Annotated in this window: 27 protein-coding genes; 9 read left to right on the top strand and 18 right to left on the bottom strand. The window is 63.0% G+C overall.

Features of this window, described 5'->3' with window-relative positions; translation table 11 throughout:
• Positions 1-137 precede the first annotated feature (137 nt).
• Both LOY54_RS18175 and cysS read left to right on the top strand, forming a co-directional pair.
• On the top strand, positions 138-1,841 hold the full coding sequence (locus LOY54_RS18175; RefSeq protein WP_045194697.1) for a glutamine--tRNA ligase/YqeY domain fusion protein: 1,704 nt from the start codon (positions 138-140) through the stop codon (positions 1,839-1,841).
• Positions 1,842-1,850: 9 nt separating this feature from the next.
• On the top strand, positions 1,851-3,233 hold the full coding sequence (gene cysS, locus LOY54_RS18170) for a cysteine--tRNA ligase (protein ID WP_045194695.1): 1,383 nt from the start codon (positions 1,851-1,853) through the stop codon (positions 3,231-3,233).
• Positions 3,234-3,288: 55 nt separating this feature from the next.
• Here cysS and LOY54_RS18165 read toward each other — a convergent pair whose 3' ends face one another.
• The 4 genes from LOY54_RS18165 to LOY54_RS18150 form a co-directional block, all read right to left on the bottom strand.
• Entirely contained in the window at positions 3,289-4,677 is a 1,389-nt protein-coding gene (locus LOY54_RS18165) for a HAMP domain-containing sensor histidine kinase (RefSeq protein ID WP_045194693.1), read from the bottom strand.
• A complete protein-coding gene (locus LOY54_RS18160) occupies positions 4,655-5,335 on the bottom strand; it encodes a response regulator transcription factor (protein WP_045194691.1) in 681 nt (226 codons plus the stop codon). Before LOY54_RS18160 ends, LOY54_RS18165 begins: the two co-directional genes overlap by 23 nt.
• Before the next feature lie 138 nt (positions 5,336-5,473).
• Positions 5,474-6,493, bottom strand: coding sequence for a branched-chain amino acid aminotransferase (locus LOY54_RS18155; protein ID WP_093381010.1), 1,020 nt, complete (start codon positions 6,491-6,493; stop codon positions 5,474-5,476).
• 131 nt (positions 6,494-6,624) lie between these two features.
• Entirely contained in the window at positions 6,625-7,260 is a 636-nt protein-coding gene (locus LOY54_RS18150; RefSeq protein WP_258607486.1) for a LysE family translocator, read from the bottom strand.
• A 133-nt stretch (positions 7,261-7,393) separates the two neighbouring features.
• Between LOY54_RS18150 and LOY54_RS18145 the strand changes: the two genes are divergently transcribed.
• Complete coding sequence (locus LOY54_RS18145) at positions 7,394-7,894, top strand: Lrp/AsnC family transcriptional regulator (protein WP_045194685.1); 501 nt, start codon at positions 7,394-7,396, stop codon at positions 7,892-7,894.
• A 194-nt stretch (positions 7,895-8,088) separates the two neighbouring features.
• Positions 8,089-8,619, top strand: coding sequence for a cysteine hydrolase family protein (locus tag LOY54_RS18140; RefSeq protein WP_258607485.1), 531 nt, complete (start codon positions 8,089-8,091; stop codon positions 8,617-8,619).
• On the opposite strand, the gene LOY54_RS18135 is transcribed toward LOY54_RS18140, so the two are convergent.
• The 10 genes from LOY54_RS18135 to LOY54_RS18090 all read right to left on the bottom strand — a co-directional run bounded on the left by LOY54_RS18135 (position 8,596) and on the right by LOY54_RS18090 (position 16,491).
• Complete coding sequence (locus LOY54_RS18135; protein ID WP_258607484.1) at positions 8,596-10,203, bottom strand: ABC-F family ATP-binding cassette domain-containing protein; 1,608 nt, start codon at positions 10,201-10,203, stop codon at positions 8,596-8,598. The two genes, LOY54_RS18140 and LOY54_RS18135, sit on opposite strands and share 24 nt — an antisense overlap.
• A gap of 155 nt (positions 10,204-10,358) precedes the next feature.
• Positions 10,359-10,601 carry a hypothetical protein gene (locus tag LOY54_RS18130; protein ID WP_258607483.1) on the bottom strand — a complete coding sequence of 81 codons (243 nt, stop codon included), beginning with the start codon at positions 10,599-10,601 and terminating at the stop codon, positions 10,359-10,361.
• A 14-nt stretch (positions 10,602-10,615) separates the two neighbouring features.
• Positions 10,616-10,864: a hypothetical protein gene (locus LOY54_RS18125; RefSeq protein ID WP_093381016.1), complete on the bottom strand. Its 249-nt coding sequence runs from the start codon at positions 10,862-10,864 to the stop codon at positions 10,616-10,618.
• 8 nt (positions 10,865-10,872) lie between these two features.
• Positions 10,873-11,358: a hypothetical protein gene (locus LOY54_RS18120; RefSeq protein ID WP_258607482.1), complete on the bottom strand. Its 486-nt coding sequence runs from the start codon at positions 11,356-11,358 to the stop codon at positions 10,873-10,875.
• Positions 11,359-11,506: 148 nt separating this feature from the next.
• The gene (locus tag LOY54_RS18115; RefSeq protein WP_093381029.1) at positions 11,507-11,749 is read right to left on the bottom strand and encodes a hypothetical protein; all 243 of its coding nucleotides are present in this window, start codon (positions 11,747-11,749) and stop codon (positions 11,507-11,509) included.
• A gap of 12 nt (positions 11,750-11,761) precedes the next feature.
• Positions 11,762-12,241, bottom strand: coding sequence for a hypothetical protein (locus LOY54_RS18110; RefSeq protein WP_258607481.1), 480 nt, complete (start codon positions 12,239-12,241; stop codon positions 11,762-11,764).
• A gap of 118 nt (positions 12,242-12,359) precedes the next feature.
• The gene (locus LOY54_RS18105) at positions 12,360-13,748 is read right to left on the bottom strand and encodes a hypothetical protein (protein ID WP_258607480.1); all 1,389 of its coding nucleotides are present in this window, start codon (positions 13,746-13,748) and stop codon (positions 12,360-12,362) included.
• Between the two features lie 21 nt (positions 13,749-13,769).
• Positions 13,770-14,627 (bottom strand): ammonia-dependent NAD(+) synthetase, encoded by an 858-nt coding sequence (gene nadE, locus LOY54_RS18100; protein WP_258607479.1) that lies wholly within the window; start codon positions 14,625-14,627, stop codon positions 13,770-13,772.
• 11 nt (positions 14,628-14,638) lie between these two features.
• Positions 14,639-15,844: a nicotinate phosphoribosyltransferase gene (pncB, locus tag LOY54_RS18095; RefSeq protein ID WP_045194661.1), complete on the bottom strand. Its 1,206-nt coding sequence runs from the start codon at positions 15,842-15,844 to the stop codon at positions 14,639-14,641.
• 2 nt (positions 15,845-15,846) lie between these two features.
• Positions 15,847-16,491, bottom strand: coding sequence for a nicotinamidase (locus LOY54_RS18090; RefSeq protein ID WP_258607478.1), 645 nt, complete (start codon positions 16,489-16,491; stop codon positions 15,847-15,849).
• Between the two features lie 99 nt (positions 16,492-16,590).
• On the opposite strand from LOY54_RS18090, the gene LOY54_RS18085 reads away from it, so the two are divergent.
• The 3 genes from LOY54_RS18085 to LOY54_RS18075 are packed head-to-tail and all read left to right on the top strand — an operon-like array spanning position 16,591 to position 18,351.
• Complete coding sequence (locus LOY54_RS18085; protein ID WP_258607477.1) at positions 16,591-17,151, top strand: adenylyltransferase/cytidyltransferase family protein; 561 nt, start codon at positions 16,591-16,593, stop codon at positions 17,149-17,151.
• Positions 17,148-17,858: an NrtR DNA-binding winged helix domain-containing protein gene (locus LOY54_RS18080; protein ID WP_093381042.1), complete on the top strand. Its 711-nt coding sequence runs from the start codon at positions 17,148-17,150 to the stop codon at positions 17,856-17,858. The genes LOY54_RS18085 and LOY54_RS18080 overlap by 4 nt, the downstream gene beginning before the upstream one ends.
• A gap of 25 nt (positions 17,859-17,883) precedes the next feature.
• Complete coding sequence (locus LOY54_RS18075) at positions 17,884-18,351, top strand: GNAT family N-acetyltransferase (RefSeq protein ID WP_093381044.1); 468 nt, start codon at positions 17,884-17,886, stop codon at positions 18,349-18,351.
• A gap of 4 nt (positions 18,352-18,355) precedes the next feature.
• Here the strand turns inward: LOY54_RS18075 and LOY54_RS18070 are convergent, their stop codons facing one another.
• Positions 18,356-19,021, bottom strand: coding sequence for a hypothetical protein (locus tag LOY54_RS18070; protein ID WP_258607475.1), 666 nt, complete (start codon positions 19,019-19,021; stop codon positions 18,356-18,358).
• Between the two features lie 82 nt (positions 19,022-19,103).
• Here LOY54_RS18070 and LOY54_RS18065 point away from each other — a divergent pair, with 82 nt between their 5' ends.
• Complete coding sequence (locus tag LOY54_RS18065) at positions 19,104-19,892, top strand: suppressor of fused domain protein (protein ID WP_258607473.1); 789 nt, start codon at positions 19,104-19,106, stop codon at positions 19,890-19,892.
• A gap of 65 nt (positions 19,893-19,957) precedes the next feature.
• Here the strand turns inward: LOY54_RS18065 and LOY54_RS18060 are convergent, their stop codons facing one another.
• Together LOY54_RS18060 and LOY54_RS18055 are read right to left on the bottom strand one after the other, a co-directional pair.
• Positions 19,958-20,599, bottom strand: coding sequence for a LysE family translocator (locus tag LOY54_RS18060; protein ID WP_258607471.1), 642 nt, complete (start codon positions 20,597-20,599; stop codon positions 19,958-19,960).
• A gap of 145 nt (positions 20,600-20,744) precedes the next feature.
• Complete coding sequence (locus tag LOY54_RS18055; RefSeq protein WP_258607469.1) at positions 20,745-21,803, bottom strand: NAD(P)-dependent alcohol dehydrogenase; 1,059 nt, start codon at positions 21,801-21,803, stop codon at positions 20,745-20,747.
• Positions 21,804-21,983: 180 nt separating this feature from the next.
• On the opposite strand from LOY54_RS18055, the gene LOY54_RS18050 reads away from it, so the two are divergent.
• Entirely contained in the window at positions 21,984-23,330 is a 1,347-nt protein-coding gene (locus tag LOY54_RS18050; RefSeq protein WP_258607467.1) for a VWA domain-containing protein, read from the top strand.
• Positions 23,331-23,337: 7 nt separating this feature from the next.
• Here LOY54_RS18050 and LOY54_RS18045 read toward each other — a convergent pair whose 3' ends face one another.
• Complete coding sequence (locus tag LOY54_RS18045; protein ID WP_258607465.1) at positions 23,338-24,099, bottom strand: hypothetical protein; 762 nt, start codon at positions 24,097-24,099, stop codon at positions 23,338-23,340.
• Positions 24,100-24,109: the final 10 nt, after the last annotated feature.

Here is a 24,109-nt window from a genome sequence, read left to right as displayed (position 1 = left end):
CGGCGTTCGTCTTGGAGCGTGTTGCTTGTAGCTTGAAGCTGCTATTTGACCTGTCGGCAGCTCGACCGCTTCGGCTATGATAAGCGCTTTGATTCAGTCGGCCTACCCAGGCCGTGCACCCCGTATTCAAGGATCCTATGAGCAAGCCCACTGCCGACACCGCTCCCAACGCCGCTGCCAAAGGCGCTCCCGCCATCCCTGCGAACTTCCTGCGTCCGATCGTGCAGGCAGACCTGGACTCGGGCAAGCACAGCAGCATCGTCACCCGTTTCCCGCCAGAGCCCAACGGTTACCTGCACATCGGCCATGCCAAGTCGATCTGCGTGAACTTCGGCCTGGCCCAGGAATTCGGTGGGGCCTGTCACCTGCGTTTCGATGACACCAACCCGGCCAAAGAGGACCAGGAGTACATCGACGCGATCCAGAGCGACATCAAGTGGCTGGGCTTCGAGTGGACCGGCCCGGTGCGCTACGCTTCGCAATATTTCGACCAGTTGCACGACTGGGCGGTCGAGCTGATCAAGGCCGGCAAGGCCTACGTCTGCGACCTGACCCCGGAGCAGGCCAAGGAATACCGTGGCAACCTGACCACCCCTGGCCAGAACAGCCCGTTCCGCGAGCGCTCGGTTGCAGACAACCTCGACCTGTTCGCGCGCATGAAAGCCGGTGAGTTCAAGGATGGCGAGCGCGTGCTGCGGGCCAAGATCGACATGGCCTCGCCGAACATGAACCTGCGCGACCCGATCCTCTACCGCATTCGTCATGCCCATCACCACCAGACCGGTGATGCCTGGTGCATCTACCCCAACTACGACTTCACCCACGGTCAGTCGGATGCCATCGAAGGCATCACCCACTCGATCTGCACCCTCGAGTTCGAAGGCCATCGCCCGCTCTACGAGTGGTTCCTCGACAACCTGCCGGTGCCGGCCAAGCCGCGCCAGTACGAGTTCAGCCGCCTGAACCTGAACTACACCATCACCAGCAAGCGCAAGCTCAAGCAACTGGTCGACGAGCAGCACGTCAACGGCTGGGACGACCCGCGCATGTCGACCCTGTCGGGTTTCCGCCGTCGCGGCTACACCCCGGCGTCGATCCGCAACTTCTGCGAAATGGTCGGTACCAACCGCTCCGACGGCGTGGTCGACATGTCGATGCTCGAATTCAGCATCCGTGACGACCTTGACCGCACCGCGCCACGCGCCATGTGCGTGCTGCGCCCGCTGAAAGTGGTCATTACCAATTACCCAGAAGGCCAGGTCGAGAACCTCGAACTGCCGCGCCACCCCAAAGAAGACATGGGCGTGCGCGCACTGCCATTCGCCCGCGAAATCTACATCGACCGCGACGACTTCATGGAAGAGCCGCCCAAGGGCTACAAGCGCCTGGAGCCGGCCGGTGAAGTGCGCCTGCGCGGCAGCTACGTGATCCGCGCCGACGAGGCGATCAAGGACGCTGACGGCAACATCGTCGAGCTGCGCTGCTCGTACGACCCCGACACCCTGGGCAAAAACCCTGAAGGCCGCAAGGTCAAGGGCGTGATCCACTGGGTGCCGGCCGCGGCCAGCGTCGAATGCGAAGTACGCCTGTACGACCGCCTGTTCCGCTCGGCCAACCCCGAGAAGACTGAAGATGGCGGCAACTTCCTTGACAACATCAATCCTGATTCGCTGCAGGTGCTGACGGGTTGTCGTGCGGAACCTTCCCTGGGCCAGGCCCAGCCAGAAGACCGCTTCCAGTTCGAGCGCGAAGGCTACTTCTGCGCCGACCTGAAAGACTCCCAGCCGGGTCGCCCGGTGTTCAACCGCACCGTGACCCTGCGCGATTCGTGGGGCAGCTAAGGAACTCTCGTGCTTACCATCTACAACACGCTCAGCAAGACCAAGGAAGTCTTCAAACCGCTTGAAGGCAACAAGGTGCGGATGTACGTCTGCGGCATGACCGTCTACGACTTCTGCCACCTGGGCCACGGGCGCAGCATGGTCGCCTTCGACCTGGTGACCCGCTGGCTGCGTTACAGCGGCTACGACCTGACCTATGTGCGCAACATTACCGACATCGATGACAAGATCATTAACCGGGCCAACGAAAACGGCGAAAGCTTCGACGCCCTGACCGCCCGCATGATCGACGCGATGCACGAAGACGAGCGCCGCCTGAACATCCTGCCGCCGGACCAGGAGCCGCGTGCCACCGACCATATCGCCGGCATGCACGCGATGATCCAGACCCTGATCGACAAGGGCTATGCCTACGCGCCGGGCAACGGCGACGTGTACTACCGGGTCGGCAAGTTCGTCGGCTACGGCAAGCTGTCGCGCAAGAAGATCGAAGACCTGCGCATCGGCGCCCGCATCGAGGTCGACGAAGCCAAGCAGGACCCGCTCGACTTCGTCCTCTGGAAGGGCGTCAAGCCCGGCGAGCCGAGCTGGGAATCGCCCTGGGGCGCGGGTCGTCCGGGCTGGCACATCGAGTGCTCGGTGATGTCCACCTGCTGCCTGGGCGAGAGCTTCGACATCCACGGCGGTGGCAACGACCTGGAGTTCCCGCACCACGAGAACGAAATCGCCCAGAGCGAGGCCGCCACCGGCAAGCAGTACGCCAATTCGTGGATGCACTGCGGCATGATTCGCATCAATGGCGAGAAGATGTCCAAGTCCTTGAACAACTTCTTCACCATTCGCGACGTGCTCGACAAGTATCACCCGGAGGTGGTGCGCTACCTGCTGGTGTCGAGCCACTACCGCAGCTCGATCAACTACTCCGAAGACAGCCTGCGCGAGTCCAAGGGTGCCCTCGAGCGCTTCTACCACGCCCTGCGCGGCTTGCCACGGGTGGCGGCTGCAGGTGGCGAGGAGTACGTCGAGCGCTTCACCGCGGCGATGAACGACGACTTCGGCACCCCTGAAGCCTGCGCCGTGCTGTTCGACCTGGTGCGCGAGATCAACCGCCTGCGCGAGAACGATCCACAGGCCGCTGCCGGCCTGGCCGGTCGCCTGCGCGAACTGGGTGATCTGCTCGGTGTGCTGCAACTGGACGCCGATGACTTCCTGCGTGCCGGCGCCGAAGGCAAGGTCGACGCCGCCGAGGTTGAAGCCTTGATCCAGGCACGCCTGCAAGCGCGTGCCGACAAGAACTGGGCCGAATCCGACCGCATCCGCGACCAGCTGACCGCCATGGGCGTGGTGCTGGAAGACGGCAAGGGCGGCACCACCTGGCGCCTGGCTGACTAAGCAATCGCGGGTCAAGCCGCTCCTTGTAGGAGCGGGCTTGCCCCGCGATGAGGCCCTAACTGACGACACCCGTCCTGCAGTGCAACACCAGTTTCGCCCCACCCAGCTCACTCTCGCCGACCTCCAGTTCAAAGCCATGCAGGTCAACGATCGCCGCCACAATCGACAGGCCCAGCCCGAACCCCGGGTGACGCTGGCCTTCCTCACTGCGATAAAAGCGCTTCAACACCGCCCCACGCTCGTCCACGGGAATCCCCGGGCCGCTGTCGTGCACCTCGATATGCAAGCCCTTGGCATCGCTCAACGCGCGCATCAGCACCTGGCCCTGGGCCGGGGTGAACTTGATCGCGTTGCCGACCAGGTTGGCCAGCGCCTCGAACAGCAACTCGCGATCACCGTGCAGCGCCGGCAATTGCTCGGGCATTTCCAGCGTTAGTCCAATCTCGCCGTCTTCGGCCAGCGGCAGGTAGAAGTCGTGCAGCTCCTGCAGCAGCCCGTGCGGGTCAAGCTCGACAAAGCCTGCGCGGCGCTGGCGGTCTTCCAGCTCGCTGATGCGCAGCAACCCGCGAAAGCGCGCCATCAGCGTGTCGGTTTCGCCAATCGCCTGTTCCAGTGCTTCGGCCTGCGGCGAATCATCGCCAGCCTGCTGGCGGATGCGGTAGAGCTGGGCGCGCAGGCGGGTCAGCGGGGTGCGCAGGTCGTGGGCGATGTTGTCACAGACGCCTTTGACTTCATGCATCAGGCGCTCGATGCGGTCGAGCATGGCGTTGACGATGGCCGCCAGCATGTCCAGCTCGTCGCGCCGCGCCGACAACGGCAGGCGCCGGGTCAGGTCGCCGGAAACAATCTGCTCGGCGCTGGCCTGGATCGCGCGGATACGCTTGAGCGGCCTGCGCCGCAGCAGGTACCAGCCGGCGATGCCGGGAATGATGGTCAGCGACAGGCCCCAGAGCAGGGCGTGGAGGATGATCCGGGTGACCACGAACAGCGAGCCGTTGTCGCGCACCAGCACCAGCCAGCGGCCATCGCGGACCTTGATCGCCACTGCATCGCAGCTGTCACGGGGCAGGTGCGGGTCGTCGGCGTCCAGGCAGCGGCTCAGTTCATGGATCTTGCCGTCCAGGCCGAGCTCGGGCGGGATCTGGCGAACCTGCCCGCCGAGCGCATTGAACTGCGCGTCGAACAGCCCATAGGCATCAAAACTGCGCTCTTCGAAGGCCTGGCTGGCAATCAGCGCATCATCGAGCTGCTTGCCGCTCATGTGCGCGAACAGGTGCTGGCGCTGCAGCAGGGAGTGGCGGGTGAGCTTGTTCAGGTAGCCTGATACCTCGAAGTACAGCACCCCCATGAGGATGCTGCTCCAGGCCACGAACAGAAAGCTGTACAGCGCCAGCAGGCGGCTGGTGGACGAGCTCCAGCCCTTAGACGGGTTCGGCAATGGCATAGCCCGAGCCCCGCACGGTGCGAATCAGCGGTGTCTGGCCGGCGGCGTCGATCTTCTTGCGCAAGCGTCCGATGTGCACGTCGATCAGGTTGGTGCCCGGGTCGAAGTGATAGCCCCAGACTTCCTCGAAAATCATCATCCGGGTAATCACCTGGCCAGCGTGACGCATGAGAAATTCCAGCAGCTTGTACTCGGTGGGCAGCAGGTTGAGGGTCTGCTCGCCGCGCTTGGCCTCGTGGCTGATCAAATCCAGCTCAAGGTCGGCAACCTGCAGGCGGGTCTGCGCCAGCGGCACGCTGTTGCGGCGCAACAGCACCTCGACGCGGGCGGCCATTTCATCGGAGGCGAACGGCTTGGTCAGGTAGTCATCACCGCCGGCGCGCAGGCCACGGACCCGTTCGTCGACATCCGAAAGGGCGCTGATCATCAGGATCGGCGTGGCGATCTTCAGGGTGCGCAGGGTGGTGACGATGGTCAGGCCGTCGACTTCCGGCAGCATCCGGTCCAGGGTGATCAGGTCGTAGCCACCGGCAATCGCCTTGGCCAGGCCTTCACGGCCGTTGTCGGCCCAATCCACTTCCAGGCCATGGCTGGAAAGCTCGGCGACGATCTCCTGGGCGGTGACAGCGTCGTCTTCGATAGTCAGTACGCGGGGCATGCTTTTACCTGGGCGGCGGGTAGAGACTTGATTGTGCCAAAGAATAGGCGGTGCCCGGGTTAAAGAAAAATTCATCTAGGGGGGAGAGCATCGCGGGTCAAGTCGGATCGCCTTGACCCGCGATGGCGGTTCAGCGCATCAGGCGACCTTGACGATCCAGCCCGCCGGGCCTTCGATGTCGCCGCTCTGGATACCGGTCAGCTCGTTGTAGAGCTTCTGGGTAACCGGGCCAACCTCGGTTTCGCTGTAGAACACGTGCAGCTTGTCGCCATACTGGATGCCGCCGATCGGGGTGATCACCGCAGCGGTGCCGCAAGCGCCGGCTTCGACGAAGCGGTCCAGGTTGTTGATCAGCACGTCGCCTTCGATGACCTTCAGGCCCAGGCGCGATTGCGCCAGTTCCATCAGCGACAGGCGGGTAATGCCCGGCAGCACGGAGGCCGACTTCGGCGTGATGAACTCGTTGTTGGCGGTGATGCCGAAGAAGTTGGCCGAGCCGACTTCCTCGATTTTGGTGTGGGTCAGCGGGTCAAGGTAGATGCAGTCGGCAAAGCCGGCTTGCTTGGCCTTGTAGCCCGGTTGCAGGCTGGCCGCGTAGTTGCCGCCGACCTTGGCAGCGCCGGTGCCTTGTGGCGCGGCGCGGTCGTAGTCGGAAATCAGGAACTTGTGCGGGGTCATGCCGCCCTTGAAGTACGAGCCGACCGGGATGGCGAAGATCGAGAAGATGAACTCCGGCGCGGTCCGCACGCCGATGTTGTCGCCCACGCCGATGACGAACGGACGCAGGTACAGCGCACCTTTGCCATACGGCGGAATGAAACGCTCGTTGGCCTTGACCACTTGCTTGCAGGCGTCGATGAACTGTTCGGTCGGCACCTGCGGCATCAGCAGGCGGTCGCAGCTGCGCTGCATGCGCAGGGCGTTCTGGTCCGGGCGGAACAGGTTGATCGAGCCGTCCTTGCAGCGGTAGGCCTTCATCCCCTCGAAGCATTGCTGGCCATAATGCAGCGCGGTCGAGCCTTCGCTGATGTGCAGCTGGTTGTCTTCGGTCAGGGTGCCCTTGTCCCACTCGCCGTTACGGAAATAGGACAGGTAGCGCTTGTCGGTCTTGATGTAGTCGAAGCCCAGCTTGTCCCAGTTAATGCTTTCGTTACTCATGGCACCCTCGATTCGGTTGCAGATGCCTGCTCAGGCAGGCGGTTCTTATTGCGCACTCGGCCACGATAATACATCCCGTGCAGATCGGGAACGCCCAGTCATAGATTGGACCTTGGTCGCAGTGAAAATCTTCAGCCACCGAGCTGGCGCAGCAGTGCCAGACGCATGCCGAAGCCGATCAGCAGGGTGCCGAACACGCGGTTCTGCAGTTTCTGCTTCCAGGGGCTGGCAGCCAGCCAGCGCCCCAGGCGATCGCCACTCAGGGCATAGAGCCCGTCAAAACCCAGGCCGACCACCACCAGCACCGTGCCGAGCACGGCAAACTGCTGGCCGACCGCAGCGCCGTGCGGGTCGATGAACTGCGGCAACAGCACCGAGCAGAACAGCAGCGCCTTGGGGTTGAGCAGGTTGGTCAACAGGCCCTGGCGCAATGCCGCCTGCCAGTGCTCGCGCTGCTGCACCCCGCTGTGACGTGGCGGCAGCGGCGCAACCGGGGCGCAGAGCAATTGCCAGCCGAGCCAGGCCAGGTAAATACCGCCGGCAATGCTCAGCAGGTCAAACGCCCAGGGGTGGCTATGTAGCAGGGCGGCCAGGCCCAGTGCCGCCAGGCTTACGTGCGCCGCGCGGGCAAGCGCCAGGCCCAGGGCGGTCACCAGGGCCTGGCGCTTGCCCTGGCTGGCGCCGGTATTAAGCAGCAGGAACATGTCCGGGCCGGGCACCAGGTAGACCACCAGCAAGGCGGCGCAAAACAGGCTGTATTGAGACATGACGGGCTCCTGCGCAAATAACGGGACGAGAAAATTCTAAGCGCGAAAGGCCTGGCAGGTGCTTGCGATTGTTGCGTGTTTGCCCGGGTGTATTGCTATAAACTGCCACGATCTACCGTTCAGAATTAAGATCATGCCAAAACTCACCCTCGACGCTTTTGATCGCAAGATTCTCGAAGCTTTGCAGCGCAATGCCCGCCTGAGCAATGTCGAGCTGGCTGAAGCCATTGGCCTGTCGCCGTCGCCGTGCCTGCGCCGGGTGCGTCTGCTGGAAGAGGCGGGGCTGATCAAGGGCTACGCCGCGCAACTGGACCGCGATGAAGTCGGCCTGGGCCTGACCGTGTTCGTCGGGGTCAAGGTCGAGCGCCACCACGAGCCGGCCGCCCAGGCCTTTCAGCAGGCGGTGCTGGCGCTACCGCAGGTAATCGCCGCGCACCTGGTGTCCGGCGAGTCGGACTTCCTTTTGCAAGTGGTGGTGCCGGACCTGCGCAGCTATGAGCGCTTTCTCATCGATACCTTGCTCAAATTGCCCGGCGTCAGCGATATCCGCAGCAACTTCGCCATCCAGACCGTCAAGGCGCACGGCCCGTTGCCGCTGGATCACCTGGGCCTGGCCGAGGAAAACAAGCGTTGACCACTGCCTGGCCCGGGCGCATTATCGAGCTATGAAGATTTGCCTGCTGACCTCGTCGCGTACCACTACCACCGCTATACGCGGGGCGGGTACGGCTGCTTAACCTTAGGCAGCAGGTAATCCAAGGCCCCGCCAGCAATGGACGGGGCCTTGTCTTTTCTCCGTCCGGGCTGGCCAATCACACGGAGATGAAGATGCAAGCAAAACGCGCACTGCTGGTCCTGGATATGCAAGTGGGTTTGTTCCACGGCCCCGAACAACCCTGGCAGGGTGAGCAGGTGCTCAACCGGATCAACAGCCTGATCGGCGTTGCGCATAACACCCAGGCCCCGGTTTTTGCGGTTCGCCACACCGGGCCCGAAGGTTCGCCGATTGCCGCCGGCAGCCCCGCGTGGCAGTTGTTGCCGGCCCTGGCGATCGACCCCGCGCGGGACACGGTCTTCGATAAAACCCGGCCCAGTGCCTTCTTTGCTACCTCGCTGGCCGATCAGCTGCGCGAAGCCGGTATTGATGAACTGGTCATCGTCGGCCTCAAGACCCAGTACTGCGTCGACACCAACTGCCGGGTTGCCCGCGAGCTTGGCTTCAACGTCGTACTGGTCAGCGATGCCCACACCTGCATGGACACCCCAGGCTTGCCCGCCGAGGCGATCATCGCCCACCACAACCTGACCCTGGGCGGCGCCTTTGCCCGTCTGCAATCAAGCGCGGATGTGCAGTTCTGAGCCTTCGTCCAGCTGCAGGTAGCCGTCCAGCACCAGTTGCTGCATGAATACCCAGTCGTGGGACGCAACCAGCAAGGTCCCACGATACTGGCGCAGCATCGCTTCAAGGGCAGCGAGGGAGGGCAGGTCGAGGTGGTTGCTCGGCTCGTCGAGCAACAGCAGGCCCACCGGGGTGTCGCGGTACAGCACCCCGGCCAGGGTTGCCTTGAGCCGTTCGCCGCCGCTGAGCACGCCGCTGGGCAAACTGATGCGCTCGGCGCCCAGGCCCAGTTGCGCCAGGCGCGTACGCAGCAGGCTTTCATCCGGGTTGGCGCTGGCGCTGCGCAGGTAGTCGAGCACCGATTGCCCGGCGGGCAGCAGGCTGCAGTGCTGGTCGAGCAAGGCGACTTCGCTGCGTACTTCACACGTCCCCGCGGCCGGCGCCAATTGCCCGGCCAGTACCTTGAGCAAGGTGGATTTACCGCTGCCATTGGCGCCGACCAGGCCCAGGCGTTCGCCGCTATACAGGCTGAGATCGACCAGGCCTTGGTGGGCGAAGGGCAATTGCAGGTCTTGAAGTACGACTACCTGACTGCCGCTCGGTTGTAGCGGCGCGGGCGCATGGATCACGATCGGGCAGGCAGATTCAACCTGCTGCGCCGCATCGCGCACCTGTGCGTTAAGCGCCTGGCGCGCCGCCTGATGATCACGCTGCTGCTTGCCAGCGGTGGTTTCGCTGCGTTGCTGCTGGCGGTCGAGAAGGATCTTCGCCTGATTGGCCGAACGCGCAGCCTTGCTGGCGCGCGACTGCTGGCGCTGCAGGCGCTCGCGCTGTTGCTGTAGCTCGCGGGCCTGGCGCTGGCGTTCGAGCTTGAGGCGTTCCAGGGTGCGTTCGGCCTGCTCGGTCTGCGCGCTTTTGCACTGGGCGTAGACGCTGTAATTACCGCCGTAGCTGCTCAGGCCCAGGGGCGAGAGTTCGACGATGCGCTCCATGCGCTCAAGCAGCGCGCGGTCATGACTGATCACCAGCAGGCCCTTATTCCAGCCCTCGAGCAGGGTCATCAGCGCCTCCCGGCTGGTGGTGTCCAGATGGTTGCTGGGTTCGTCGAGAATCAGGTAATCGGCATCACTGACAAAGGCCCCGAGCAGCGCCACGCGCATCGCCTGGCCGCCGCTCAGCGTCGCTGCACAGTGCGCCCAGTTCAGTTGCCCCAGGCCATGCAGATCAAGCTGCGCCTGCAGGCGTTCGCGAATGTCCCAGCGCTCGCCGACGCAATCGAAGTCCGCGTCTTGGGTGCTGCCGGCCTCGATGCGCAGCAAGGCATCGATCACCTCGCGCACCTGGGCCAGGTCCGCCACTGTGGCGTCGGCATCGCTCAGATGCTGACCCACATAGTGCACCCGGCCACGACGCAAACAGCGGCCTTCGCTGGGCGGCAAGCGCCCGGCCAAAACTTGCGCCAGCAACGACTTGCCCACGCCATTGCGACCGACCAGGCCGGTGCGGCGCTGGTCGAAGGTCTCGACAAGATCGGAAAACAAAAGCCGGCCATCCGGCAAGGCCAGGGTGACGCTGTCCAGCGTCAGGATCGACGTATTCGTCATGCAAAACTCCAAGAAATGCCCGCGACGTCCCCCGCAAAGGGGCTGAAGACTGGCCGTCGCAAAGACGGCGGCATTAATGGCGCATTGGACGAATACCTCGGGGAGATGGGGGAGGGGACAGCTTAGGGCGCAGAGCGGTGCGGGTAAAGAGCCATTTAGTCCAGGTGGTCAAACCTGCGACGCCTGAAGAATAAACTGGAGCCGGAACCTGAGATGAGCAATGACACCAGCCAGATGTCCAGTCCGTACCAGTACGTGTCAGGGAATGCGAACAGACCATAAGTGCCGCCCGCCCAAAGCGAAATCCCCAGCCACTTTCTGATCGGGTAAGGTTTCAGGCAGTGGTCCACCACGGACATCAGGATCATTGCGAAGCACATTTGTGTAATTGCAGACATGGCTTACACCCTGCTCAGGCCCAGCGTTCGGGATTGAATCGGTGGCGCCTGAAGAACAGCTCCAGCCCACCGACAACGGCAAAGAGTGAAACGAGGTGCAAGTCAAAGCCAAGCCAATGGCTTTCGGTCAGCGTTAACCTGCCAAGCAAGCCGCCACCCAGGAAGGTAAGACCGAGCCATTTTCGTGGCCTGTAGGGCTTGATCAGACGGTCTATGAGGATGAAAAACGCCAGGACGAGGAAGAATTGATTGGACTCTGACATGGTCTTTTTCAGCCTCGACTTTCGATGATCATTGAGGAAGCTGAACGTTGAGGGCCAAAGCCGCCACTGACCGAAGCTTGGAGGCTGACGATGACATCTCCAGCATGGTAGGTGGGTAAGCGGCCTTTTATGAAGTCGCCTGATTCAGAGTTGGTGGCTTTTCCAAACAATGGATTGCTCAGCCAAGTGGTTAAGCCACCAAAGCCTGAGGCTAAAGTAGTTATCACTGTGTGACGTTGGTCGTTCAACCTATCCGCCTGCTGACGGCTCAACGCTCGAGAAACAGCGACTCTCATCTCACAAACACGATTACCGGCCTGCATTCTGTCGTAGAGCGCCACGAGCATTGTGTTGACTTGGTAGTGCGCCCCCTTCGCCTCGCTGATATGCAACTCGCGCAGCCTCGTGCGATCTTCCGGCAGGACCACAATGTGCGAGGCGTGGAAAACAATGCCGAAGTTGCCGGCGTACTCATAGGTTTTTTCGATCTGCACAACAACCTTCCCTGTGTAATACAGACGCGCCAGGCGCACCTCATCGACGTGCAGGGAAAGATGCCCAAATCAATTTCGGGCGTATGTCGTACTACTCCGGTATCAAGGTAGGACCGATCCCAAATTAGCGATCAGCCCCAGGAAACGCTCAGCCAACCGGCGCAAACCGACGACGTTTGAGGAACAGCCCTACACCCAAGGCGACGGCGAAGATCGACAGCAGCCCCAGGTCAGCCCCCAGCAGGCGGGCCTGGCTTGCCGCTACGCAGCCGACCGCGCCAGCGGCCACCAGCGCCAGGCCCAGCCACTTGCGCAGCGGGTAGGGCTTGAGAAAGCGATCAAGCAAAAAGAACAGCACCAGGGCCAGAACCAGCTGGGTAATCTCGGACATGTGCGGCTCCACTCAGGTCTTGATGATCAGGGTCGAAAGGGTGCTTTGCGGGCCGATGCCGCCGTTGACCCGCGCTTCAATGCTGACCAGCACGTCGCCGGCATGGTAGGTGGGCAGGATTTCGTTGGCGTACATGCGCACACCGGCACCCACCGGGACGCCGACATAGGGCGAGGCGACGGAACTGGCGGCGCCGGCGAAGGCCGAGGCGGCGAGGTTGGCGACCTTGGTGCGCTGGGCATTGAGCACGTCGCCCTGCTGGCGGGTCAACGGCTTGGAGATGCCGATCATCATGGTGCACGGCAGGTTCTTGGCGAGCATCTTGTCGTAGACCTCGACCACCTTGCTGTTCACTTCATAGTGAGCGCTTTTCGCTTCGCCAAAATGCAGCTCACGCAGGCGCCCGCGTTCGCTGTCGGTGAGGGTGATCTGCGAGACGTTGAAGACGATCCCGTGTTGGCCCATGTATTGGAAAGTCCCTTCGAACTTCATTGCACGCATCCTTTCGAGGCAAAGGCGGCGATTCTGTACAAGGATCGCCGTCGGTGCAAATCATTGTGCCAGGGTTGTGATCAACTCGTGGCTTGGAGGTGAGAGGGCCCCAAGGGGTTCACTTCACCGTCTGCAGACGCAGGTCGCTGTAGTAAAAGGCGTTCTTGTCGGTGCTGGCATTGAAGAAGTAGCCGTAGTCTTCCAGGTAGAACAGGTGATTCACGCGTTTGTACTCGTCACCCTTTACGCTGCAGTCGAGTGCCTTGGCATTGCCACTCAAGCTGGCGTTGAGGGTGTTGGCCGGCAGTTGCTGTTGCACGGTGCACTCGGTGATCTTCAGATCCTTGTCGTACTGGCCAATCACGCTGTTGTTGGTCACACCTTGCTGTGAATAGCTGAGTTTGCTGCCCACCACCATGGTCTTCCAGTCACCCTTGAAGCTCAGGCTGGTCAGCGCGCTGCTTTCACTCATGCCGGTAAAGTCGCTTTTGCTTACCAGCGGGATCAATCCGCGCCAGGTGACCTTTTGCGCCTCATAGCCTTTGCCACGCAGGATCAGCACTTGCTGGCGGCTGTTGGCATCGACGGAGAGAAAGTGCTCTTCGCGCATGGGCGACGTCTTGCCTTTCATGGTCGAGGTGCCGACGGTTTCCAAGTAGCTGAGCGGTTGAATCGGCTTGGGCAGTTGCAGGCGCTCGAGGGCGACCATCACCGACGGGCTGACCGGCGGCATCACCCCGGTGACGATCGGTGCCTTGAAGCGCGGGCTGAACGGCGCCAGTTGCGCGAGTTTGTCCGGCGTTGCACAGGCCAGATCGTACAGCGCCTGGTAATCGGCGTTGCTGCCGGCCACAGGCGCGGGCTTGGGCAGTGACGGGACCATGCCGTCGGTGACCCGGTTGTCGGCATCGACATCGTAGCCGGCCAGCAGGGTGTAGGTGCCGGTGCTGCAGTTGAAGCGGTGATGCTCACGCTTTTGCGCGTAGGGGGCGTTGTACGGCAGGTCGAGGAGGATGCTCGGCTGGTCGAAGGCGGCCCACAGGCTGACCTCGTCGCCGATTTTGGCGATGCTGTTGCGGTCGACCAGCACCCATGGCTCGCCCTCTTCACCTTTAAGCTTGCGCCAGTCGGGCTTTGCTTGAGCCTTGCAGGCCTGGGCGAAGCTGGGGTTATTCAGCAGGGTGGCATGGTAGCGAGCCGGCATCGGCTGCGGTGGGGCATAGCCGCTGGTGCTTTTGAAGTAGGCACGCTGGTCGGCGTCCAGGTACATGATCGCCACGTTCGGCTCGATGCACGAGGCTTCGAGCTGGAAACTGCGATCACTCAGGCCGTTGTTGGCCGGTACCTTGATCTGGAAACTCAGCACATCGCCTTCGCGATACAAACTGTTGGCCGACAGCGGCTGGGCGAGCATGTTGCCGATGTACTGGTCGAGGCTGTCCTTGGAAGGCGTCGCGCAGCCCGTGAGGGTCGCGGCTGCCAGTGTGGTGATGATCAGACGTTGCACAACAAGCTCCGGTGAGTCCATTCAAGGTGGCGGCATTGTAGCGAAACTTGTCTTGGGTGCCTTGGGCAATTCGCGCTTGTGCCGGGTCTTGTCGTAGGCACTGATGATGGTTGTGGCCACGGCGTCATCGACCTCTTCGCCATGCAAAAAGGCATCGATCTGCGCGTAGCTGACGCCGTAGACCTGCTCGTCGGCCAGGCCCGGGCGTAGCTCTTCAAGGTCGGCGGTCGGCACCTTGTGTACCAGGTGTTCAGGCGCACCGAGGGCGGCGGCGATGGCCCGCACCTGGCCCTTGCCCAGCCCGCTCAGCGGTGCCAGGTCGCAGGCGCCGTCGCCGAACTTGGTGAAAAACCCCATCACCGCTTCGGCGCCATGGTCGGTGCCGATCACCAGGCCATTGCGCGCATTGGCCAGGGTGTACTGAGCGAGCATGCGCAGGCGTGCCTTGACGTTGCCGAGGACAAAATCCCGCTGGCCGTCGGCAAGCGTGGCCAGTTGCGGCAACTGCCCGGCCAGGCCCTGAACGCCGTCGGCAATGTTCACCGTCACGCACTCATCGGCGCCGACAAAGGCCAGTGCCGCCTGGGCATCGGGCTCGTCGTGCTGGGTGTTGTGCGGCAGGCGCATGGCGATGAAGCGGTAGCCGTTGTCGGCCTGCTCGCTGCGCAATTGCTCGACCGCCAGCTGCGCCAGGCGCCCGGCGGTGGACGAGTCGACGCCGCCACTGATGCCCAGCACCAGCACCTTCAAGCGCGCATCGAGCAGGGTCTGCTTGATGAAGTCGATGCGCTGGCGGATCTCACTCGCCACTGCCGCACCGTCTGCGAAGGGCGCCACCACGCCCAGGGCCTGGGCAATCTCGATCTGACGACTGTTCATGTGCTGCTCCTTCACTGGCCTTCAACCTTGAACACGTGCTTGAGGTAGCTGACGAAGTTCTCGTCGCGGCATTGGGTCTTGCCCGGGCTGTCGGAGATCTTCGCCACCGGCGCGCCGTTGCAGGCGGTCATCTTGATCACGATGTTCATCGGCTCAACACCTGGAATGTCGCAGGTCAGGTTGGTGCCGATGCCGAAGCTGACGTTGATCCGCGGGCTGAGCTCGCGGTACAGGTGCAGGGTCTTGGCGAAGTTCAGGCCATCGGAAAACACCAGGGTTTTGCTCTTGGGGTCGATACCGAGTTTTTCGTAGTGGGCGATGGCCTTGTTGGCCCAGAGCAACGGGTCGCCGGAGTCGTGGCGCAGGCCGTCGAACAGCTTGGCAAAGTACAGGTCGCAGTCCTTGAGGAAGGCGTCCATGCCGATGCAATCGGTCAGGGCGATGCCCAGCAACCCGCGGTATTCCTTGACCCAGCATTCCAGCGCGGCGACCTGGCTGTCGATCAGCCGCGGGCCCAGTTGCTGGTGGGCCATGAACCATTCGTGGGCCATGGTGCCGATCGGCTTGATGTCCAGCTCGCGGGCCAGGTGCACGTTGCTGGTGCCGACAAAACGCCCCGGGAAATCCTGCTTGAGGGTGTGTACCACGTGTTCCTGGACCCGGTAGGAGAAGCGCCGGCGGGTGCCGAAATCAGCCAGTTGCAGGCCGGCCAGTTCCGCAGGCGAAGCCTCGGCCTTGAGCCAGTCGAGTTTCTGGTACAGGCGCTCGCCGACCTGCTCCATCACCACTTCGCGGTAGCGGTAGCGGTTGCGCACCTCCGAGACGATTGCCAGCAACGGGATCTCGTAGAGGATCACGTGCAGCCAGGGTCCGCGCAGGCGGATCGCCAATTGCCCGGCGTCATCGATGCCAACGTGCACGTAGCGCAGGTTGAAGCGGAACAGGCTGAGAAAGCGGATGAAGTCCGGCTTGATGAAGGGGATGCGCCCCAGGTACGCCAGTTGATCCTGAGTGATCGAGACCTCGGCCAGTTGCTCGATCTGGTAGCGGATCTCGGCCAGGTAGGGGGTCAGGTCTTCACTGTTGCGGCAACGGAATTCCCATTCCACCTCGGCGTTGGGGTAGTTGTGCAGTACCGCCTGCATCATGGTGATTTTGTAGAAGTCGGTGTCCAGCAGGTTCTGGATGATGCTTGGGCCGAAGACGCTCTCGCTCATGTTCATGCTCCCTTGAATGCGTTCAGTTGCTGGTCGAGGCTGGTGAGGTCGGCGCAGGCGATCACGCCGTGCCCGGTCATCTCGGCCAGGGCCTCGGCGCCGCCCTGGGCACAAATCGCCCGGCACGCCGGTTGATAGAGGAACACCTGCAAGCCTGCAGCCTGCAATTGCAGGGCGGTGTTCTTGACGCAGAAATCCAGGGCCAGGCCGCCGACGATCACCGCCTGCACGCCGTGCACCTTGAGGTATTCGATGACTCCGGTGGAGCGGCGGTTGGCCAGGTCGTGGTAGCAGGCGCCGTAAGGGTGCAGGTCGGGCTCGATGCCTTTCCACACGAAAAAGTCGTAGTCGATCGGCGCGGGCAGGCCGGCCAGCAGCTCGAAGCCCGGGGTGCCCGGTACGCAGTGGCTGACCCAGGTCAGGTCGGCGTTGGCCATGCCCAGCGGCTGCAGCATCTCGGCGTGGCTGCCGACCACCCAGGCGGCTTTTGGCGTGTGCGCATCCTTGCTGCCGATGCGCAGGCTGGCGCGTTCGGCCATGGCGTTGAGGGCCGGGGCGATCTCGGCGCCGCCGGGTACCGGTAACTCATGGGGGGCGTTGTCGGTGAAGCCGTTCTGGGCGTCGACATCGAAGCTGGCGATTTTCATGCGGTGCCTCCTGCGCTGGGTGTGGACACATAATTCACTAGGTGTAATATGTATGTCAACCGCTTTTTCTTTTTCACAAGCAATCATGGTGGATATAGTATGCATAGTGAAATATATGAGTCGGCTCCGGTACGGTTTCGCCTGGCGGTCTACGGTGGGGCCTTTGACCCGCCGCACCCCGGGCATTTGAGCGTGATCACCCGGGCGCTGCAGTGGGCCGAGCAGGTGCTCGTGGTGCCCAGTTACCGGCATGCCCATGGCAAGCGCATGGTCGACTTCGACCTGCGCTGGCGCTGGTTGCAGCGGCTGATCGCGCGCCTGGATAACCCGCGGGTCAGTTGCTCGGCGGTGGAGCGCGAGCTGGGCGGCGAGGGCGGGGCGGTGTACAGCTATGATGTGCTCTGTGCCTTGAGCGAGCGCAGCGGTATTGCCCGCGCTGATATCGCCCTGGTCATCGGCGAGGATAACCAGGCCAATGTCGCGGGTTTTTACCGAGGCCAGGAACTGCTGGCGGACTTCGGCCTGCTGGTAGCCGAGGAGCAACTGGGCGTGCACAGCTCGGCGATCCGCGCCGGCCTGCGCAGTGGCCAGGCGCTGCCGGCGGCCTGGTGCCTGGCCGACATCGTTGACGAGTTTGAGGTGTATAGGAGTCCACAGTGAGTGCTGCAGAAGTACTGGCCAGCGTCGACATCGTCGCGTTGCGCCTGCATCCCGAAAGCAAACAGCTGCAAGTGTTGCTGTACCGGCGCGAGCGCGCGCCCCACGAAGGTGAATGGGCGCTGCCGGGGGTGATCGTCAACGGCCGCACCCCGGACAACACCCTGGCGGCCGCGGCGGACCGGGCGATGAGCGAAAAAGCGCGGATTTTGCCGCGTCACCTGGAACAGGTGGGCACCGAAGGCAATGCCTTTCGCGACCCGCGCGGCTGGTCGATGAGCACCTACTACCTGGCCTTGCTCGGCCCGCAGGTCGAGGCCGGCAGCGAGCAGCTGTGCTTTGTCGACGTCGCCAGCGTCATCGGCCGCAAGCGGGTACTGCCGTTCGACCACAACCTGCTGGTGCAACTGGCCTGCGAGCGCCTGGCCTCCAAGGCGGTGTACACCAACCTGCCGCTGTACCTGGCGCCGGAGCGATTCACCGTGCTCGATGCCTTGAACGCGGTGCAGGCTTGCCTGGGTCACCCGGTCAACAACACCTCCCTGCGCAAGCGCCTGGAGCGCATGAAGGACGAAGGCTGGATTCGCGACACCGGCGAAAAGAACTTCCCGAAAATGGGCCGGCCGCAGCAACTGTTCGAACACACGCCAAAAGCCGAGACGCCGTTCGTATTTGACCGTAGCCTGTTGCCCGAGCGCTCTGGCGCCTGAGCCAAAATACAAAAAAGGACATCACATGCCGAACCTGGAATGGCTTGAACAGCACATGCAGCACTGCGACACTTTCGCTGAACGGCTGTACCGGCAGTTCAGCTACGAATACGCCGGTATCCCGCTCAAGCAATGGCAGCGCGAGTTTGCCGAGGGCCAGCGCAATGGCGACTGGCAATGCCTGGTGGCGCTGCAAGACGGCCGCTTGCTCGGTGGCGCTGCGCTGGCTCGCGACGACTTGCCCGGGCGCCCGGAGCTTGGGCCCTGGCTTGCATGTGTGCTGGTTGAACCGCAAGCGCGCGGGCAAGGCCTGGCGGAAAAACTGATTGAAGGAATCTGCCAGCAGGCCCGGGAGCGCGGCGTGGCCACCCTGTACCTGCACACCCATGACCAGAGCGCGTACTACGCCAAACGCGGCTGGAGCGTGCGCGAGCAGTTCGAGGCGTGGGGCAAGGCGCAGTGGTTGATGTCGCGGGAGTTGCTTGGCCAGTAGGCCCTTAGCTTCGCAGGTAGTTGTCGTGTAGGTCTTTGAGTGGCCGAGCAACTTTCAACGCCTGCTCAACCGCCATGAGCTCCCGACCTTCCAGCGTGCGCCGGCCTAACGAATAGAAAGCCCCGCCCGGGTCGACATGCGCCGAGAACAGCCCGAAAACCTCATCGCCTGTCACCTCGAGCAGCAGTTCCATATGCGCTTCAAACGGCGTGCAGGCACTCAGGTAGGTCAGCCCCCCAACCACCGCGCTGGCACTCCAGCAGGCTTCTTCCAGGGCAATGATCGGCCCTTGTTCAGTAGCGATTTGCCCCAGCGACCAGGCGCTCTGCTCGTGTGGCAGCGACCTGAGCATGGGCAGTAGTTGCTCGCTGCCAAGGATGTCGAGTTCATGGCTGTCGCCCCTGCTGCAGAGCACCTTTGCCTTGAGCAAGTAGCTCTGGGCAATTTCCGAAGGCTGTTCGCTCCAGCCATTGACGGCGGACAGCGGCGGGCACCATAGCAGTTGCACGGTCTCGCCAGCCTGCACAGCATCGTGCCGGTCGAACTGCGCCCAGGTCTTGTCGCCGGCTTTCGGCACAAGGGCCAGCAGGTCGAGGCTCGGCGCGCTGTAGTCAATGCCGGGCACGTTGCGCCAGCTTGAGGGCCAGCAGGTTTTCAGCGCAGGAGGCATCAGATCGGTTTGCTGGTTGGCCAAGGGTAGTACGGATGCTAGTGAGTGGTTAGCATTGCTGTCCACTTCGCAAGGATCGCCGATGAACATCTTCAAAAAACTGCTCGACGCATTTAAACAGCCAGCGTCCCAGGAAACCCCGCCAATCCTGCAAGCTGAAGCCGACAACCAGGCCGCCAGGCTTGCCAGCGAAGCCTGCCTGGATCGTCACTGGAGCAGTGTCGGCACAGTGGAGCGCGATGTCCTGGCCTACCTCATCAGCCCCAGCTTTGCCGGTGGCCCGCACTGGCCCTCGACCCGCCAGGCCTACCGCGTGGTGCGCCGTGGCGACTCGATCATCCTGGCAACCGAAGGCTTGTCCGACCCGTTCGACGATGACCAGGGGCAGGGCAATGGTTTCGAGATGGAGTTGTTCGTCGAAACCCCGGACATTCCCGAACATGCCCGTGGGCCGTTGGGCGAAGTCGACCCGTTCAAGCGCAGCTGGGCCTTCGAGCTGATCGAGAACATCGCCAAGACCGTGGCCGATGCCGGTGGCATCACCCAGCAGTTGGAGCGCTACGGCGCGCTGTCCCTGGAACTGCCCGGGTTCAGTGAATCGCACCACATAGCCAGTCAGGTGCCCAAACACTTCGTCACCGACGACGACAGCATCGGCGTACTGTTGGGCGGCCCGGCGCCAGACTTCCCGACCCGCCTTCAAGACATGCCGCTATCGCCCGTCACCTTGGTACCGGTGGTGCTGATCACCGCGGCGGAGCTTGAATACATCCGCGCCGGCGGCGGCGCGGCTCGTGCCGATCTGGTCAGCCGCCTACAGGCGGCCGGAGTGGGGCATGTCAGCAGCCTGCAGCGCGCCAGCGTGTTGTGATGCGACCGCTACGCGTTCGATCGCTGGCAAGGGCAGCGCCCACAAGGTTTACGCTGCTCTGCGGATCAAGCGCCCTGACGGCGCATGGTCAGGATCGCCGCGCCAAAGCAGATAAACGTCGAACCCACCACCCGGCTCACCCAGCGTGAGAACGCCGGCCGGGTCAGGACGCCCTTGGCCCGCGAGGCGAGGGCGGCGTACAGGCTTAGCGAGGTCAGCGACAAGGCCATGAAGATCGCCGTAAGGATCAGGAACTGCGGCAGCAGTGCGGCGCTCTGGTCGATGAACTGCGGGAACAGCGCGGTGAAGAACATCGTCGCCTTGGGGTTGGTGGCAGCGGTGAGGAACGCCGATTTGTACAGCTTCAAGCGCGATGGCTTGACCTGTTCCTGGCCTGCGGTAACCTCGCTCGCCAGCATCGGGCTCTTTTTCATCAGCTGTTTGGCACCGAGGTAGAACAGGTAGCCGGCGCCGAGGATCTTCACCGCGTTGAACAGCCATTCGGAGCTGGCCAGCAGGGCACCCAGGCCGAGCATGGCCGCCGCTGACAGGCAGAACAGCCCGCTGGCATTGCCCAGTGAAGACCACACCGCGAAACGCGGCCCATAGGCCAGGCTGTTGTTGATCGCCATCAGTGTGGCGGGGCCAGGGCTGGCGATGGCAATCGCGGCAACCAGGGTGAAGGCAAGCAGTGCGTGAAGATCCATTTTCAGGCTCTAGAAGGTGGAGTAGGCACAGAATGTAACAGGATCAGCCACCGCTCTGCTCGGCAAACCACTGCATCACCAGCGCACACGCCGGATGCCCGGCCCCTGCCGCCAGCCATCGCCCGCCTGAGCCCTGGCGGCGCCATCAAACCTTGGCAGGCGCCTGCAGCGAGGCCATGTCGATGACGAAGCGGTAGCGCACATCGGAGCGCTCCATGCGCTCGAAGGCCTCGTTGATCTGCTCCATGCGGATCATTTCGCAGTCGGGCAGGATGTTCTTCTTGGCGCAGAAGTCGAGCATCTCCTGGGTCTGGGCAATCCCGCCAATCGGCGAGCCGGCCAGGCGCCGGCGGCCGAGGATCAAGGGTACGGTCTGTTGCTCGTCGATCGGCCCGACCTGGCCGACGATCACCAGGGTGGCGTCGATGTCGAGCAAGGCCATGTAGGGCGAAACGTCGTGGCGCACCGGGATGGTGTCGATGATCAGATCGAAGCTTGAACGGGCGCTGGCCATGGCCTTGGCGTCGGCAGACACCAGCAGCTTGTCGGCACCCAGGGCCAGGGCGTCAGCGAGCTTGTCGGCGCTGCGGCTGACCACGGTGACATCGGCGCCCATGCCAGCAGCCAGTTTCACCGCCATATGGCCCAGGCCGCCCAGGCCCAACACCGCCACCCGGCTGCCGGGGCCGACATTCCAGGTGCGCAGCGGCGAGTAGGTGGTGATCCCGGCGCACAGCAGCGGCGCCGCCTTGGCCAGGTCCAGGCCTTCGGGCACGCGCAGGACGAATTCCTCGCGCACCACAAGGTGCTTGGAGTAACCGCCGTAGGTCGGTGCCCTGGTGATGCGGTCCAGGCCATTGTAGGTCTGGGTGTTGGTCTCGCGGCACAGTTGTTCTTCACCCTTGCGGCATTGGTCGCACTGCTGGCAGGAGTCGACCATGCACCCCACCGCCACGGCGTCGCCGACCTTGTAGCGTTTCACCTCGCTGCCGATTGCCGTGACCCGGCCGACGATCTCGTGCCCGGGCACGATCGGGTAGCGGCTGATGCCCCAGTCGTCGCGGGCCTGGTGCAGGTCGGAGTGGCACACCCCGCAGTAGAGGATCTCCATGGCTACGTCGTTGGCGCGCAGCTCGCGGCGTTCGAACGGGAAGGGGGCGAGGGGCGCGTCGGGCCGTTGCGCTGCATATCCGATGGTGTACATAGGCACCTCTGAAGTTTACGGACGGAGGGCAAGCTCAGCGCTTCAATATAGCTACCCGGGCGACTTTTGCCGGCCGTAGCCTCAGGCGACCAATGGTGGCGTTATGTCAGTTAAGCGGTTTGACAGGGTATTCACCGTGGCTATGATCCAGAAACAGCCCATGAGCAGGGAGCACAGGGCATGAGCACCGTTTCAGTTGTGCCGATCATCGATATATCGGAAAGCATGAGCCAATATGGGCACGTCGAGCAGGCGCTGATCGACACCCAGGCGTTCCTGCGCTTGCACAAGGCCGGCGACAAGCTCGCGGTGGTCGCCTGTGACCACAAGGCGCGCACGGTATTCACCGGCAACGGTGGCCTGGCCACGGTCGACCCGCTGCTCAACATCACCGCCAGCGCTGCCACTGCGGTCGCCGGGCTGGCCTTTGACGGGCTGTCCAGCGCCATCGGCCTGGGCTTGCAGCACAGTCGCAGTTTTCTCGACGCCTCGCGGCTGTCCCGCGCCTGCGTGCTGCTCAGCGACGGTCAGCATAATGACGGGCCTCCACCGCTGGAGGTGCTGCCGATCTATCCGGTGATGGCCTGCGCCCTCGGCCCGCAGGCAGACCAACACCTGTTGCAGCAGATTGCCCAGCGCACCGGGGGCCGCTACTTCTATGCGCCGCGGGCAGTAGATTTGATGAAGGTCTACAACCAGATCCGCGCCTCCAGTGCCAGGGCGGCGCTACTGAACAACCAGTTGTGCGATATCGCCCAGCATGGCTACCAGTTGATTCCGGTGGTGATCGGCCAGCGCCCGGGTGCTGCGCAATTGTCGCTGGTGTGGTCGCGCCGCGAAGTCAGCTATACCAGCGCCAGCCCGCGCGGCAATCAGCTCTCAGTAAGCCTGGTCGACCCCAGCGGCGCCGTCAGCCTGCGGGCGCCGAGCATCATCGGTGCCGGTTTTGTCATCTTCAATATTCCCCAGCCGGCACCGGGGCAGTGGTACCTGCAGGTCGAGTTCGCCGGCAGCGGGCAATCGATCAGTTGCACCGCCGGGGCGTTGCAGCACGGGGCAACGGTGCGCAGTGGCCTGGCCGACATCCGCCTGAGCGTGGAAATGGCCGCGCGGCACACGGCCGGCCAGCCGCTGTCGCTGACGGTGCACCTGGAGGCCGGTGGCGAAGTGCTCAGCAATGTCCGCGCCCATGCCATCGTGCAGGGGCCGACCATCAGCCTGGCCGACGCCCTGATCAAATACGACGACCAGCTCTACACCGTGCAGGCGCTGCCGTTCGACCGCGCCCAGGGCATCGCCGAACCGCTGGCGCGCCTGGCTGCGCTGCGTCATACCTTGCTGCCGGAACTGGACATCCTCGCCCATCAGGAACGGGTGGTGCACCTGGGTAGCGGCGCCGGTCAACTCGGTACCTGGCTCGACACCCCGGTGCCGGGCTCCTACAGCGTGCAGGTAGTGGTCAGCGGCGAAAGCCAGGCTTCGGGACCGTTCCAGCGTTGTGGGCTGGTCAGTGTGCTGGTGACTTAAGTAGCGATCACTGAGCGCCGTTGCAGGCCCACCAGTAGAAGGCGGCCATCTCTACGTCAGCAGGCGTCCATTGCTGAAGATGCCCGCTAGCGGCGCACTGGAAGTAATGGCCGGTGGCGTTCATGGCAGCGGCAATACCGTCGAGCAGCGGAAGATAAGCGTCGATGTAGTGGTTCAGATTGCGGTTGAGGTCTGGCGCGTTGAATGTTTCCAGGCGGGAACGATCATGGTTTGCGGTGCTCCATCTGCGTAGAAATTCGGTTTGCACACCTGGGGGGGACAAGGAGTTGGTGAAGTAGGAGGCATGGCGGTCGACAGCGGCACCTTTCACTGGCTGGCAGAACCGGTAGATTTTCGACGCAATCACCAGGCTTACTCCCGGCAGTTGGCAAAGCGCGTGCAAGCCAGCGGTTAGAGAGTTTGGTGACGAGCAAAGCTGCAAGGCATTTTGCATCAGCTGTCGCTCATGAGCTGTAGCTTGAGCGATCAGCTGGTGAATGTTGGCCTGGTTCCCTGCCCAGGCCGAGACATTCAGGACAATCAAATGTGCTGTTGTTGGGGTAAGCGGATCTAGCCAAGCGGCGACCTGGGACTCCAGGTTGATGATGCGTTGCTGACTGCAGGCATTACTGTCGTGTAGCGGCCAGGCGTAGCCGTGGCGTGCTGTAAGCAGCAGGTCTACCAACACCGGACTGGGTGACCAAATACCTGCGTTGTGCGTAACAAAACTGCCTGCAGGCAAACTTGGTGCCGAGAGTGGAGGGGGCATTGAAACTCCG

It is taken from the genome of Pseudomonas sp. B21-032, from assembly GCF_024748965.1.
Taxonomy (GTDB): Bacteria; Pseudomonadota; Gammaproteobacteria; order Pseudomonadales; family Pseudomonadaceae; genus Aquipseudomonas.
This window is presented reverse-complemented; position numbering and strand designations above follow the sequence as displayed.